At 60.9% G+C, this 13,380-nt stretch carries 12 protein-coding genes; 2 read left to right on the top strand and 10 right to left on the bottom strand.

The genetic code is table 11. From position 1 onward, the window contains the following. Positions 1 to 5: 5 nt before the first annotated feature. The 3 genes from P0D80_RS31085 to P0D80_RS31075 form a co-directional block, all read right to left on the bottom strand. Positions 6 to 986 (bottom strand): quinone oxidoreductase family protein, encoded by a 981-nt coding sequence (locus P0D80_RS31085; protein WP_408289620.1) that lies wholly within the window; start codon positions 984 to 986, stop codon positions 6 to 8. A gap of 113 nt (positions 987 to 1,099) precedes the next feature. Next, the gene (locus P0D80_RS31080; RefSeq protein ID WP_408289617.1) at positions 1,100 to 2,419 is read right to left on the bottom strand and encodes an MFS transporter; all 1,320 of its coding nucleotides are present in this window, start codon (positions 2,417 to 2,419) and stop codon (positions 1,100 to 1,102) included. A 155-nt stretch (positions 2,420 to 2,574) separates the two neighbouring features. After that, positions 2,575 to 3,630: a beta-keto acid cleavage family enzyme gene (locus P0D80_RS31075; protein ID WP_132383167.1), complete on the bottom strand. Its 1,056-nt coding sequence runs from the start codon at positions 3,628 to 3,630 to the stop codon at positions 2,575 to 2,577. A gap of 254 nt (positions 3,631 to 3,884) precedes the next feature. Here P0D80_RS31075 and P0D80_RS31070 point away from each other — a divergent pair, with 254 nt between their 5' ends. Beyond that, positions 3,885 to 4,886, top strand: a complete 1,002-nt coding sequence (locus P0D80_RS31070) for an AraC family transcriptional regulator (RefSeq protein WP_408182187.1) — start codon at positions 3,885 to 3,887, stop codon at positions 4,884 to 4,886. Between the two features lie 103 nt (positions 4,887 to 4,989). On the opposite strand, the gene P0D80_RS31065 is transcribed toward P0D80_RS31070, so the two are convergent. The 6 genes from P0D80_RS31065 to aspT all read right to left on the bottom strand — a co-directional run bounded on the left by P0D80_RS31065 (position 4,990) and on the right by aspT (position 12,313). After that, a complete protein-coding gene (locus P0D80_RS31065; RefSeq protein ID WP_408289613.1) occupies positions 4,990 to 6,093 on the bottom strand; it encodes an AI-2E family transporter in 1,104 nt (367 codons plus the stop codon). Between the two features lie 350 nt (positions 6,094 to 6,443). Beyond that, complete coding sequence (locus tag P0D80_RS31060) at positions 6,444 to 7,031, bottom strand: BPSL1445 family SYLF domain-containing lipoprotein (protein WP_408182183.1); 588 nt, start codon at positions 7,029 to 7,031, stop codon at positions 6,444 to 6,446. Positions 7,032 to 7,172: 141 nt separating this feature from the next. After that, positions 7,173 to 7,364, bottom strand: coding sequence for a DUF2964 family protein (locus P0D80_RS31055; protein WP_132383159.1), 192 nt, complete (start codon positions 7,362 to 7,364; stop codon positions 7,173 to 7,175). Between the two features lie 33 nt (positions 7,365 to 7,397). Further along, positions 7,398 to 8,777 (bottom strand): glutamate decarboxylase, encoded by a 1,380-nt coding sequence (gene gad, locus P0D80_RS31050; RefSeq protein ID WP_408289608.1) that lies wholly within the window; start codon positions 8,775 to 8,777, stop codon positions 7,398 to 7,400. 80 nt (positions 8,778 to 8,857) lie between these two features. Next, positions 8,858 to 10,513 (bottom strand): bifunctional aspartate transaminase/aspartate 4-decarboxylase, encoded by a 1,656-nt coding sequence (locus P0D80_RS31045; protein ID WP_408182179.1) that lies wholly within the window; start codon positions 10,511 to 10,513, stop codon positions 8,858 to 8,860. A gap of 57 nt (positions 10,514 to 10,570) precedes the next feature. Then, a complete protein-coding gene (gene aspT, locus P0D80_RS31040; RefSeq protein WP_408182177.1) occupies positions 10,571 to 12,313 on the bottom strand; it encodes an aspartate-alanine antiporter in 1,743 nt (580 codons plus the stop codon). Between the two features lie 227 nt (positions 12,314 to 12,540). On the opposite strand from aspT, the gene P0D80_RS31035 reads away from it, so the two are divergent. Continuing rightward, complete coding sequence (locus tag P0D80_RS31035) at positions 12,541 to 12,825, top strand: hypothetical protein (protein ID WP_408182175.1); 285 nt, start codon at positions 12,541 to 12,543, stop codon at positions 12,823 to 12,825. A gap of 32 nt (positions 12,826 to 12,857) precedes the next feature. Here P0D80_RS31035 and P0D80_RS31030 read toward each other — a convergent pair whose 3' ends face one another. Further along, complete coding sequence (locus P0D80_RS31030) at positions 12,858 to 13,256, bottom strand: RT0821/Lpp0805 family surface protein (RefSeq protein ID WP_132383157.1); 399 nt, start codon at positions 13,254 to 13,256, stop codon at positions 12,858 to 12,860. Between the last annotated feature and the right edge of the window lie 124 nt (positions 13,257 to 13,380).

Below are 13,380 nucleotides of genomic sequence, written 5' to 3'. Positions count from 1 at the left end.
TCTCCTCAGATGACGAAGACTGACGAGCCAGTCGTCTTGCGCGATTCAAGATCGCGGTGGGCCTGCGCCGCGTCCTCCAGCGCGTAACGCTGGTTGAGTTCGATCTTGATGCGACCTGCGGCGACATGCCCGAAGAGTTCGCCGGCGAGTTCGTCCTTTTCCGCGGGGTCGGCGATATAGTCCGCCAGCGCGGGGCGCGTCAGGTAGAGCGAGCCCTTCATCGCCAGAAGCTGGGGATTGAACGGCGGGATTGGCCCCGACGCCGTGCCGACGCAGACCATCAGGCCACGGCGCCTGAGCGAATCGAGCGACGCCTCGAAGGTATCCTTGCCGACGCTGTCGAACACGACGTTCACGCCGACGCCGTTGGTCAGTTCGCGCACGCGCTTCGCGACGTCCTCCCGTCCGTAGTAGACGATGTGGTCGCAGCCATGCGCACGGGCCATCTCGCCCTTGGCCTCATTCGAAACCGTGCCGATCACGGTGAGACCCAGCAGCTTCGCCCACTGCGACACAATCAGGCCGACACCGCCGGCGGCGGCATGCAGCAGGATGGTGTCGCCCGCCTTGAAATCGTGAATGCGGCGCATCAGGTACGACGAGGTCAGACCTCGCATCGTCATGCCGGCAGCCGTTTCGCAGGAGATCGCATCCGGCAGCTTGATGAGCGGTGCCGCCGGGACGAGGCGTTCAGTGCTGTACGCGCCGAGTGTGTTGAGAAAGCCGGTGTAGGTCACGCGATCGCCGACTGCGACGTTGGTCACGTCGGGGCCGATTGCCTCGACCACACCGGCGGCCTCGACGCCCATGCCCGCAGGGAGCGGCACGGGGTACAGGCCGCTGCGGAAGTAGGTGTCGGCGAAATTCAGGCCCACTGCCTCATGGCGCAAGCGGACCTGTCCGCGGCCGGGGTCGCCCACTTCAACGTTTTCATAGCGCAAGACTTCGGGACCACCGGTTTCATGGAAACGCACTGCTTTTGCCATATCGAATCTCCTATCCTTTACTCGAACTGCAAATTTATTTGGCCTGTGATGGGGCTGCCCGTCCTGCTCTCAGGCGCACCCGCCAGGTTTAAAGCTCGCGGAGGACCGTCGGGTCAGCCCCCGGCCTGTTCACGCAGGGCACTTACGCGATCGACATCGGCGCCATAGGTCCGCTTGCCGATGTAGAAAGCGACCGCCGCGACAAGGGGTGCAAACGGCACGAGTTGCAACGCGCCGAGCAGCCCGATCCGGTCGGCCACGATGCCCGTCAGGATGGCAGCGGGTGCCAGCCCCAGCAGATTGTTCGCCAACGTCAGGGTGGCAAACGCCGACGCATGGATCGACGGTGGGGTGAGATTCGCAACCATCGCCCCCGAGGGGCCGGTCGCGCCTGCGCAGAAGAACATGCCGGCGCCGATCACGATCAGTTGTGCCGGACCCGGCGGCATCCGGAAACCGACCATCAGCAGCACGAAGCAGAGCAGGCAGAAGGCGACGGCAGCGCTCCACTTCCTTTCCCGCCCATGCTTGCTGAGCCGGTCGGTCAGATTTCCGCACACCACCATGCCGAAAGCGGTGGCCAGCACGAACGCGGACGCGCTCATGGCCGCCTTGCCAGTGGACATGCCGTAGTAGCGGTTCAGGAAGCTGGGCATCCACGCCCATACGGCCGCCGGAACCAGCAGATGGATGCCGCTGCCGACGTAGGCACACACGACCGAGTTGGTCGAAAAGAGCCCCTGCATCAAGCTGCGCAAGCTCAAGCGCATACCGGCGCCCTGCGTCTGGCGGCGCGCGTTTGCCGGCTGCAGCGGCGCGAGCCGCTCTTCGGTGATGGCAAACCGGTAGATGACGACCAGTATGATCCCCAAGGCCGCCATCGCGCCGAACGCCGCGCGCCAGCCCAGGTGAGCCGCGACTGCCCCGCCTAGCGCCATGCCCAGCACTGAACCAAGAGCGCCGCCGGCCATGAACGCTGCGGTGAGCGTGGCGCGCAGCCGTGCCGGAAAGATGCTCAGGACGACCGCGATGCCGACACTGCCATAGGCGGCTTCACCGATCCCAACGAAGGCGCGCGCGAGCAGCATCTCGCCATAATTCGTCGAAAGCGCGCAGCCGAGCGTCGCGAGACTCCAGATCGCCGCCATCAGGACAATGCTCTTCACACGGCCCCAGCGGTCGGCGAGCACCGACAGCGGAAACGTGAGCACGCCGACCATCAGCGCGACCACACTGCTCAGCGAACCCAGCCGCGTGTCGGACAGGTGCCATGTGGCCTTGAGCATCGGAAACACCGCATTCAGGACCTGTCGCGACATATAGTCGGAGAGCAGCAACCCGACCGTCAAAACAAATACCACCCATGCATACGCGCGCACGTCTTTTTGCGCCGTCGAAATATTGCCAGTCGTAGGCTCGGCATGCGTGAACATGAGTCGTCTCCTTCGTGTTCAACTCGTTGGTGACCGCCTTTGCCCAGCAGGACAAAGGCGGCCTTTATGGATACCGCGCGGCCCTCACCGGGATGCCGGCGGGCCTTACCTTCTAAAACGCGGCATCCACGAAACGTCTGCCGCGCTCCAATCCCTTACGCCGCGCGCAGCGGCAGGTTCTTCACGCCGGCCTTGCGATTCGGTGTCATGCCGTTGGCCGCGAGTGTCTCGTCGGCCGTTTCGTACTGCACGCCGATTCGGTAGATGTCGCGCGCTTCCTTGCCGGAGGCGATCTCGCGGCCCAGTTCGCGCGCCACACGCACGCACTGTTCGATCTGCTGCACCGACGTCATCCGGTTGCCGTGCGCGTCGATGATCGTGTCTTCGATCCCGCAGCGAGGATGCAGGCCCATGGCCATCGCCATCATGTTGAACGGCAACACGTTCTTGAGCAGCGACTCGGCCGTGAGCGTGCAGCCATCCGGCGCGCGGTGCACGAAGTTGAAGAAGTTGAACGGGTTCGGGCCGTCGAAGCCACCGCCGATACCGATCCACGTCAGGTTCAGCGGCCCCTTGTAGATGCCCTTGCGCACCAGGCGATCGAGTGTCTCCAGCGCATGGATGCCCGTGAGCTGGAAGTGCGGCTGGATACCCGAAGCCTGCAGGCGGCGCAGGTGCTCCTCGACCCATGCCGGGCCGGCGGGAACCGTCATCTCGCTATAAGCGGCCATGAACGCAGGGTTGGACAACGAGGTGCCTTCCAAGTACTCCGGATAGAGCAACTCCATGATGTTCATCTGCGTGGTGTTGATCGCGACCGTCACCTGATCGGGCTTCGGGTCGAGATCGGCCAGCATGTGACGCGTGTCGTCGGAAAGCCACTTCGCCGCCTGGCCGTCGTCTTCCGGTGCAAACGAGATCGAGCCGCCCACCTGGATGATCATGTCCGGCACAGCCGCTCGCACGCCGGCGATGAGCTCGTTGAATTTCGAAAGGCGCTTCGAGCCTTTGCCATCCAGTTCGCGCACGTGCAGGTGCAGGACGGTCGCGCCGGCGTTGTAGCAGTCGACGGCCTTCTGGATCTGCTCTTCCATCGTCACCGGAATGTCTTCAGGAAAGTCCTCCGGCATCCATTCCGGGCCGTACGGAGCGGTTGTGATCACAACCTTGTCCTGGTTCTCGGGGTGCAGCGAATCGTCGAGGAATTGCATCGTGTTCTCCAATAGGGTGACGGGTATTCCGACGCTCGCGACACGGCTGGCCGCTTGACAACTGGTCGGAACATGATGAACCGTTGAGATGCACGATACGGCAATCCTGCGCTACACTTTTACGATACGGCGCCATTCTTTTCGGAATTCATGCCACTACGCGTTAACACCGGTACGTGCGGCAGGCATCTAATCAGCAGACATGGACACGGGGCCAGGGACGCTGCCGGCGACAGGTGAGCGGAGACATAGCGATGGAAACGATGTTGCGCGCGGTAGCCATGAGCGGCTATTTCGATGTGACGCGGCGGGTCGGTCTGAACCCGGTCGAGCTGGCGAAGCAGGTCGGGATCGATACCGCGGCGCTTGCGAATCCGGACGATCGCATTCCGGCAGCAGCCGCGTGCCGGCTGCTGGAACTGACGGCCGAAAAGGCGTCGTGCCCGACTTTCGCGCTGCAGATGGCCGGGACGCGGCAAAAGTTCGGTACTGGTGTGATCAATGTCCTGCTCGCGCATAAGCGCACGCTTCGCGAGGTGCTGCTGGCCGCGGCCCAATACCGGCATCTGCTGAACGAAGCCCTCGCCATGCACGTCGAGGACGCCGGTGAATCGGTCACCATCCGGGAAGAACTGGTGGTCGAACCGGGCACTCCGACGAAGCAGGCGATCGAACTCGCGGTCGGCGTGCTCGGGCGCCACTCCAGCGCCCTGCTCGGCAATCACTGGAAACCGCGTTCGGTCCATTTCGTTCACCAAGGGCCGGCAGACCTGACGTTTCATCGACGGTTCTTCGGCTGCACGTTGGAGTTCGGAAGCGATTTCAACGGTTTCGTGTGTGCGGCCGCCGATCTCGACTACCCGAATCCCTCCGCTGACCCGGAACTGGTGCGCTATGCCGAGAGCCTCGCCGACTCGCTCAACGTGGCGGGTGCCGATTCGACCGCGCTGGAAGTGCGCAAGGCAATCTACCTGCTGCTGCCCCTTGAGCAGGCCACGGTCGAACTGGTTGCCCGCCATTTGCGTCTGAGCGTTCGCACCATGCAGCGCCAGCTCGAACTGGCGCATACGAGCTTCTCGAGTCTGGTGGACGAGGTTCGGGGCGAACTTGCCGTGCGCTACATGAGCAACCCGCGCTATCCGATAGGGCGGGTTTCGGCGTTGCTCGGATATTCACAGCAGGGCTCCTTCACGTACTGGTTCAATTCACGCTTCGGCGTGACCCCGCGCAACTGGCGCAACAGCCATCTGAAATGATGGCGCCGCCGACCGTCGCTCTGTTGTACCCGCGGCTAGCGGCCGGCAACCTCGATGCCCAACTCAGCACGCGCCTCACGTCCACCGATCGGCCCAGGCAGCATCAGGCCTGCCGCTCTTCTTTCGGCTGCTCGGGACCGGATTGGTCTTTCACCCATCGCCAGAACAGTCGATACCCGACCGCAAGCATCACTGGACCGATGAACAGGCCGATGACGCCGCCCGATACCATGCCGCCGAGCGCGCCGATCAGCACGACAGGCATCGGCACGGCGACGCCGCGTCCCAGTAGCAATGGCTTGAGCACGTTGTCGACGAGCCCCGCGACGAACACGTAGACCGCGAAGATGATCGTCGTGGTACTGACACCCTCGGTGACGATGACAAAGACGATCACAGGCGCCGTGATCAGCGTGGCCGGCAACTGCATGACGCCGATCAGCAGCACGGCGAGCGCCAGCAGGCCCGCACCGGGAATGCCCATCATCACGAAGCCGATGCCAATCAACAACATCTGGATAAACGCGATCCCCACCACGCCTTGTGCCACGGCGCGAATCGTGGCCGTACAGAGCTCCGTGATCTGCGGGCCGGTCTCGGGACCGGAGATGCGCGCAGCGATCTGCGCCGCGCTTTTATGACCTGTCTCGCCGTGAGCCATCAGAATCCCCGCGACGATCAGCGCGACGAAAAAGATCAGCAGTCCCGCCGACAGGCCGGTGACCGTGGCGAGCAATGCAAGTCCGGCTTCCTTGAGCTGAGGTGCGAACCGGTGCGCGAGACCGGTGAGGTCCGTCGAGGCCTGTTGCCAGAAGTCGTGCACCTTCTGCCCGACCAGCGGCCAACTGGCAACCGAATCGGCCGGCGCAGGAATGTGAAAGCTGCCGCTCTTGATGACGGCCACCACGCTCTCCAACGAGTCGGCCACCGCAACGCCCAGCATATAGGTCGGCACGAGAATGACGGCAAACGCAACCAGAATGATCAGAGTGGCGATCAGGCCGTCCTTGTTGGCAAGCGTACGCCTGAGTCTGACCTGGAGCGGATACAGCGTGATCGCGAGGACGAGCGCCCAGACCATGAGGTTGAGGAACGGGGCGAAGATCCGGAAACAGAAAACAGCCAGAACGGCAATGAGTCCGGCACGGATCAGAACATCGAGCAATTGCCTGGACAACACCCGTTCGGTAATCGGTGTGAGCAACATAACTTGTCTCCCAGCAGGTCGCCTCGATGATCTGCTGGCGACAATCCAGGGCACGCCCATAACCATGGTAGTCGGAACAGAACCATGCCACTGCACCCATCTCTCTGAAAGATAGTCGATTCATCGCCAGCGAGTTGTTCATGCTGGGCGTGACGGATATCGCGACCGCTTCCGTGCGGGTAGATGCGCCGCCGGCTACGTCCGCGTGGCGGGCTGATCGACGACCGGGCCCGCGGCGCATTCGTACGCCCGAACGTCGTCCGCACCGGACGCGCGGCGCTCCGCCAGCCCCGCGCCCGTCACTACCGGTCAGGCAGGCTGGCGTATCTGGGGCAGGCCGCGTTTCACTTTCACAGATTCAGCCTTGTCACCTTGGCGCCGTTGAGCGAAGCGTCCGCCATCAGCCCGGCATTGGTCAACACGAGGGCCACGACCTGCGAGGAGACTGATGTCGTGTCGATTGTGCCGTTCGCACCCACTTTCAAGATTGACACCGCCGCGTCGCCGCCAACCGACCACCCAGCCGCGTTGCGGAACTTGTCGAGCGCGTCCCGCGTCATGAACATGAAAATGACTGCCGTCGACTGGGCACCGGCCTGGAATCCAAATGAAGCAGCCGCTGTGCTGTAGTAGCCCGCTGTCGTGCCACCCACACGCAATGCGCCTTCGCCATACTCTGCCCCAGCAATGAAGGCCGCCTTCTTCACATCCGGGAACACAAGGATGCCTTGGGCTTTCGCTGCGAGTTCGTGCGAGCCCTTGATCGTCGCGAAAAGCCGGCTCAACGTACCGTCAACACTCGCGTCGATCGCCTGGCGCTTCGATGCATCGGTTTCAGGGCTTTTGCCGCTGCCCGGCGTCACGGAGCAGCCCGCGAGCGTCAAACTCGCCGCGGTGCTGACAGCCGCTACTTTTAGTACAAAATTCCGTCTGTTCATCATCGACCTCCATTGTGTTTCCGAGGTAAATCCCCGGTGCGTGAGTCTCGCCGCTCCATCCTTCGATCCCGTTCGATCCGGCGCTCTGACAACCGAGCGCGACGCGCCAGGCCGTACGGGCCGACACTAGGTCCTCTCACCTTACTTGCCGGCTCCCTTACCCGGACGGAGCAGCAGCACGAAGCAGGCGACGCCGAGCACCATCGCATACGCCCCGATATGAACAAGAGCCGGGCTCTCGTAAAGCAAGCCTCGGATCGACGACGCAATTCCACCCAGCGCTACGAATACAGCAATCACCGCCAGGACGATCCTGCTTTCTGCGCGCGCCATAGTGAGTTCTCCCGGCTGCATCGTTTGCCATCCTCAGCATTTGGTCGGCGCCGCCGTTCCCGAGGGATGTGCGTGCAGCGTCGGCGGTGGAGAGTTTCCGCCATTTTTCTCGAGGTATTTGCAGGCACTGACGATGTCGCCTGCGAGTAGTTCCGCCACATTGCGATTGATGTGCGGCCTCACCACGACCCGCAGGCTCGTGACCGTCTCGGCATTGGGCGGCATGGTGTAGGCAGCGAGTACCCAGCCTTTCTCACGCACCTTGTTCGACACGTCGAATTCATTGAAATTCTTGATCTTGCTAGCGAGTGTCACCGCAACCACAGGAATCCGCTGCGCCTCGTTCATGACGTTGAAGTACCCGCTATCGACAAGAATTCGCCGCAACGCGATCGCATTGTCCAACGTATGCTGCATGATTCTTCTGTAGCCTTCGAAGCCGTGGCGGATGAACATGTAGTACTGCACGGCCACCTGAAAGGCGTTGCGACTGAAGTTCAATGTCGCGGTCGGCATTTCGCCGCCCAGATAGTTGACATAGAAAACAAGTTCTTCGTTGAACACCTTTCGTTCGCGAAAGACGACCCAACCGAGGCCGGGAGGAACCAGGCCATATTTATGCCCCGACGCATTGATAGACTGCACGCGCGGCAGCCGGAAGTCCCATTTGTAGTCGGGATAGAGGAATGGATTGACGAATCCGCCCGATGCTCCGTCGATGTGCATCGGAATCGAAATGCCAGTCCGTTTCTCGTAGTCGTCGAGCCAGTCATGAATGCCCTGGATATCGTCGTCCTCGCCAGTGAATGTCTGTCCCGCGATGGCGACGACAGCGATGGTGTTTTCGTCGACGTACTTGTCGAGACTCTCCGCCGTCAACCGGTAGTTGCCTGGACTCAACGGCACGATGCGCGGTTCGACATCGAAGTAGCGAAGAAACTTTTTCCACACGATTTGCACGTTTCCGCCGGTCACCATGTTGGGGCGAGTCACATCCTTGCCCTCGCCTTCCCTTTTCTTCCGCCAGTTCCACTTGTGTGCGAGACCGGCCAGCATGCAGGCCTCGGACGAGCCTACCGTCGCCGTGCCGTATGGCTCCACTCCTTTGGGGCCGTTCCATAGCTGATGCAACCACTTGACCATGCGAGTTTCCATCGCGAACACTTGCGGATACATGTCGTGGTCGATGTAATTCTTGAAGATGTTGCGTTTCGCCGTTTCCGCGGCCTCCGGTTCGGCCCACGTGGTAACGAACGACGACATGTTCAGCATCGGGTTCGCATCGGTCCACTCGGAGCTGATGACGATTCCGGCCGCTGCGCGGGCGGACATCCCGTCTTTGGGGAATTCATTCTCCGGAATGGGGAAGTTGAATTCGTCATAAGGCGTGATCTTTTCGATTGACGTGCTCATCTGGCAATCCTCACTGAAAAGAGGTTCCATGCGCAAGCCGCGGTGGCCGGCAGGCTCTACGGAGTGTCCAAGGTCGATGTCTACAGAACCCTATTTTTGTCGAGCGTATTGCCGGTCGAGGCGTTGTAGCGTTCGACATAGTCGGCAAGCAGCGCGCGAATGGCGCGTCCTATCTTTCGATAGTCGGACTCGTTCAGGTTCGCGAGCGACACTCGACCGGACGGATGAGCCGTACCGAATCCGCGCCCCGGAAGCAGGACCACGCGCGCTTCGCGCGCCAGCCTGAAGAGCAATTCGGTTGGTTCCGTATTCTTCATGAGCCACTCGACAAAATCGCGTCCGTACGCGCGCTCGCCAAGAAACTCCATGTCGAGGATTGTGTAGTAGTCGACCTGGTTCTTGTCGTTGTCGTCGAACGAAATACCGATTTCTTCATACAGCGCCCGTTTCCGGCTGCGGATCAGCCGTTTCAGCGCATTCTTGTATGCGTCAGGCGTGTCCATCAGCGAGAACAGCGAGAACAGCACCATCTGCACCTGCTGCGGCGTCGATAGGCCCGCCGTGTGGTTCAGTGCGACCGTTCGGCTATCGGCGACCAGGCGGTCGATGAACTTGAGCTTGTCTGGCTCGGTCGTGATCGATTCATAACGCTTGTGCAGTTCCTTCCTTGCGTCTTTAGGCAGGTCGGCGATCAACTTGTCGAGAATGTTGTCGCGGTGCGTGACGATCGTGCCCAGACGCCAGCCGGTTGCGCCGAAGTACTTCGAGTACGAGTACACAAGGATGGTGTTTCTCGGCGCGAGCGCGAACAGCGACACAAAACCGTCGGCGAACGTGCCGTACACGTCGTCGGTCAGCAGAATCAGATCAGGCCGCTCCTTCACGATTTCGGCAATGTATTCGAGACTCTCGTCGTTGATTCGCACGGACGGCGGATTGCTCGGATTGACGAGGAAGAACGCCTTCACCTTTGGATCGCGAAGCTTGTCGAGTTCTTTCTTCGAGTACTGCCAGTTCTTCTCCACATCGGCATTCACATTGACGACGGTTAGCTGATAGTCGTTCAGGGTCGGAATTTCGATGTAGGGCGTAAAGATGGGCATGCCAAGCGCGATCGTATCGCCCGGCTTGATCAACCGGTTCTCGCGCATCGTGTTGAATATATAGGTCATCGCCGCGGTGCCACCTTCGACCGCAAAAATGTCGAACTCGCCGATGAACGGATGGTCACCGATCATCTCACGACGCAGATACTGGCCGACGATTTGCTCCGACAGCTTCAGCATCCGGTCGGGCACAGGATAGTTCGACGCCAGAATGCCCTCGCACATCTCATACAGGAAGTCGCCGGCCGACAGTCCGAGCTGATCGCGCACATAGGATACGGCGCTAGCCAGGAAGTCGATGCCCGGCACGCCCTTGTTCCCGCGCAGGAACAGTTCGAAGCGCTCGACGAGTCCGTCGCGCTTCGGAAAACCGCCGATGCCTTCCGGCATGTACGCGAACGAACGCTCCGCTTCACGCATCGCAAACAGACCGAGTTGCCAGAAGCCATGACGTGGAATCGTCGCGAGAAAATTAGGATTACCGCGACCGGCATTGAGCATCGCAAGGTTCGCGGCTCGCTCCACTGCGCCGCCACCCGCTGCCTTGATCAACTCATCTTTCAATTCGAACGGACTGAGCGCCGCCAGCTTCGCGGCCTCATCCGATTCAGCTTTGTCCCGCTTTGCCATTTGCTGTCTCCACGATGAAGTTTCCGGGATAGGCGTCGCCAGTCACGACGCACCGGGCTAGGACAGGATCATCACGATCACCATGCCCCAGATGGTCAGAAGCGTATTGCCCACCGCGTAAGTCACGGTATATCCGAGTCCCGGGATCTGGCTTTTTGCCGAGTCACAGATCATCCCCAATGCCGCGGTCGTTGTTCTCGCTCCGGCACACACACCGAGCAGGATGGCCGGATGAAAATGGAACACGTAGCGAGCGATGAACATGCCGAGGATCAGAGGAACAGTGGTAGCGAAGATGCCCCACAAGAACAGACCGATGCCGAGGTGCTGCAATCCGGAGACGAATCCCGGTCCCGCTGTGAGGCCGATCACGGCAATGAACACGTTGAGGCCGACCGAATTCATGAACCATACCGTGGGTTCCGGGATGCGGCCGAAGGTCGGATGGATTGCCCGCAGCCAGCCGAATATCAGACCGGCAATCAGTGCGCCGCCCGCGGTCGACAGCGTGATTGGAATGCCCGCGACATCGATGACGATCGCACCCACCATCGCGCCGACGGTAATCGCCAGGCTGACAAACGCAACGTCTGTCAGGTTGGTGGCCCGGTCGAGTACGCCGAGTACTTTCGCCGCGGCGGTCGTATCCTGCGTGCGTCCGACGATCGTTATCGTGTCGCCGCGATGCAACTCCGTACTCGGTAGAATAGGTATTTGAGTTTCCGTGGGGCCCCGTTTGATCTTCCTCAGATAAATGCCGCGCGCAAGCGGCGAGTTTGCAAGTTCCTGCAACGTCTTGCCGTCCACTTCCTTGCTCGTGACATAAACGTCCACGCCCTCCGCGGGGACTGCCAGAAGCTCGGGGTCGTCTACTTCCGTGGCCCTCGCCTTGCGAACGGCGACCAGCTCACCGCCTGTCTCGTCACTCGTGCCGCTTGCCCCGAACACCGCGACGAGCTGGTCCCGAGGACCGGCTATCGCCACCACATCGTCGGCCTGCAGCACCTGATCGAGCGTGGCTTCGGAGACGGTGCCCCCACGCCTGATCCGTTCGATATACAGGCGCATCCCTTTCGGCTGGAGCGCTTCGAGCTCACTGACGGTCTTGCCGCAAGCCGGGCTTCCCGGCAAGACCCGATAGGCACGCAGTTCGTACCGGTGCCAGGCCTGGTCTGCACCACCCATTTCTTTCGTACCGCCCAGACTGGCCTCGTACTCCTTGCATGCCGCAACCAGGTCAATGCGCAACAGCTTCGGCCCGAGAGTCGCGAGGATCACCGCGGAGCCGATCGTGCCAAAAATGTAAGAAATGGCGTAGGCGGTCGGCATCGCGTCCAGCAGTGCTTTCGCCTGATCGGGTGGTAACGCAAGCCGATTGATGGCATCCGTCGCAAGCCCCATCGACGCGGAGATGGTCTGCGAGCCGGCGAAGAGTCCGGCCGCCGATCCGATGTCGTAGCCGGCCAGTCTGGCCGCGATAACCGCCGCGCCTAGACACAGCAGACATTGCACCACAGCAAACAGTGCCTGCGGCAAGCCGTCTTTGGCAATGCCGCGCACAAACTGCGGCCCCACCCCATAGCCCACGGCGAACAGGAACATCAGGAAGAACACCGACTTGACGTTGGGCGATACGGTGATGTGAAGCTGCCCGATTGCGATGGCAGCCAATAGCGTCGCCGTGACGGCACCCAGACTGAAGCCCTTGAAGCTCTTTCCGCCGACCCAATACCCAATTCCGAGTGACAGGAATATCGCGATCTCGGGATAGCGCTGTAACGTTCCAGCTAGCCATGCCATGGTAGCCCTCGTCTGCAGTTCACCCATTGACACCGATGTGCGAGCGGGTGCATTGATAAACGAATTGTGGTCGCCAGTCTTGATTGAGAAATATTCCCGTCTCTCAAATCGGTATCTCCTGTACTACAATGATTCCTCTCGCGGTACGAAACAATACGACCTTGGTCTCACAGACATACCCCTGCCTGGATTTTCCGAATACTCCAGATCTTTAAGAGAATGGAGTGATGGAAAATGACAGAAAGAAGTCACCGGATATTCGCCCGAAGCACGGCAACGGCGCTCCGAATGATTCACGCATAGCGGGCTGGGCATCATCGCAATGGAAGGCGAGCGCATTGATTGCAGCCTGGTCCGGCTGTTCAGGCGAGACCCTCTGCAAGTGGATTTACCAGAACGAAATGAAGCATCGGGTGCGACTCGCCTTCACCTCAGGTTCTTGCTCGTTCGACATACCAGTTGCCGACTTCGATAGCGAGTTCGTGACTTGGCAGTCGCACCCGGTTCATTGAATTCCCCCGCCGCGGGGGACGCCTCCGCCAGCTCATTGCCTCAGTATCTTCCAGAGGCCGTTGCCGTGCTTACAAACGGTGGGCATCCAGCTTTGCGTCTGGCCCTTTGCGATAGCCACGAGCGTCGTCGTCCGACAGGTTCGATCGCCCTTGTGCGAGGTATCGTGCGGAGTCACCGTGCCCTTGATGGATACGGGGTTGCCGGTGCCCGCGTTGTTCCATTCCAACGTTTCACCATCCTTCTTTGTCTCAAGCGCGGTCTGCGCGGCGTCGTTAAGTGCTTTCCGGTCAGCTTCCCTCATGTAACTGATCGGCGTATCTTTCAGGAAGTTCAGGTTTCCAGCGTAGCCGACAGTCGCTCCGGCCAGCAGAGCCGCACCTATCAACCAGTGCGGTAGAACGTGTATCGCAACGCGAGATTGGGCGGGCATCGGTGTATCTCCCTCAATAGCGGATCCGGAAAGCAATAGCATTGCCCTCGGCGCTGGCACGACAAAAACAGCGATAGCGTCATGCAGATGCGCTGAGAGACACGGCCTCGCGGCCTCATCCAAC

The sequence above is a fragment of the Paraburkholderia sp. RL17-373-BIF-A genome (genome assembly GCF_046030175.1).
In the GTDB taxonomy this organism is placed as follows: Bacteria; Pseudomonadota; Gammaproteobacteria; order Burkholderiales; family Burkholderiaceae; genus Paraburkholderia.
This window is presented reverse-complemented; position numbering and strand designations above follow the sequence as displayed.

Excerpts from the sequence above, each read along its gene's own strand:
- P0D80_RS31085 (WP_408289620.1), bottom strand. The coding sequence starts at position 986 with ATGGCAAAAGCAGTGCGTTTCCATGAAACCGGTGGTCCCGAAGTCTTG.
- P0D80_RS31080 (WP_408289617.1), bottom strand. The coding sequence starts at position 2,419 with ATGTTCACGCATGCCGAGCCTACGACTGGCAATATTTCGACGGCGCAA.
- P0D80_RS31075 (WP_132383167.1), bottom strand. The coding sequence starts at position 3,630 with ATGCAATTCCTCGACGATTCGCTGCACCCCGAGAACCAGGACAAGGTT.
- P0D80_RS31070 (WP_408182187.1), top strand. The coding sequence starts at position 3,885 with ATGGAAACGATGTTGCGCGCGGTAGCCATGAGCGGCTATTTCGATGTG.
- P0D80_RS31065 (WP_408289613.1), bottom strand. The coding sequence starts at position 6,093 with ATGTTGCTCACACCGATTACCGAACGGGTGTTGTCCAGGCAATTGCTC.
- P0D80_RS31060 (WP_408182183.1), bottom strand. The coding sequence starts at position 7,031 with ATGAACAGACGGAATTTTGTACTAAAAGTAGCGGCTGTCAGCACCGCG.
- P0D80_RS31055 (WP_132383159.1), bottom strand. The coding sequence starts at position 7,364 with ATGGCGCGCGCAGAAAGCAGGATCGTCCTGGCGGTGATTGCTGTATTC.
- gad (WP_408289608.1), bottom strand. The coding sequence starts at position 8,777 with ATGAGCACGTCAATCGAAAAGATCACGCCTTATGACGAATTCAACTTC.
- P0D80_RS31045 (WP_408182179.1), bottom strand. The coding sequence starts at position 10,513 with ATGGCAAAGCGGGACAAAGCTGAATCGGATGAGGCCGCGAAGCTGGCG.
- aspT (WP_408182177.1), bottom strand. The coding sequence starts at position 12,313 with ATGGCATGGCTAGCTGGAACGTTACAGCGCTATCCCGAGATCGCGATA.
- P0D80_RS31035 (WP_408182175.1), top strand. The coding sequence starts at position 12,541 with ATGGAAAATGACAGAAAGAAGTCACCGGATATTCGCCCGAAGCACGGC.
- P0D80_RS31030 (WP_132383157.1), bottom strand. The coding sequence starts at position 13,256 with ATGCCCGCCCAATCTCGCGTTGCGATACACGTTCTACCGCACTGGTTG.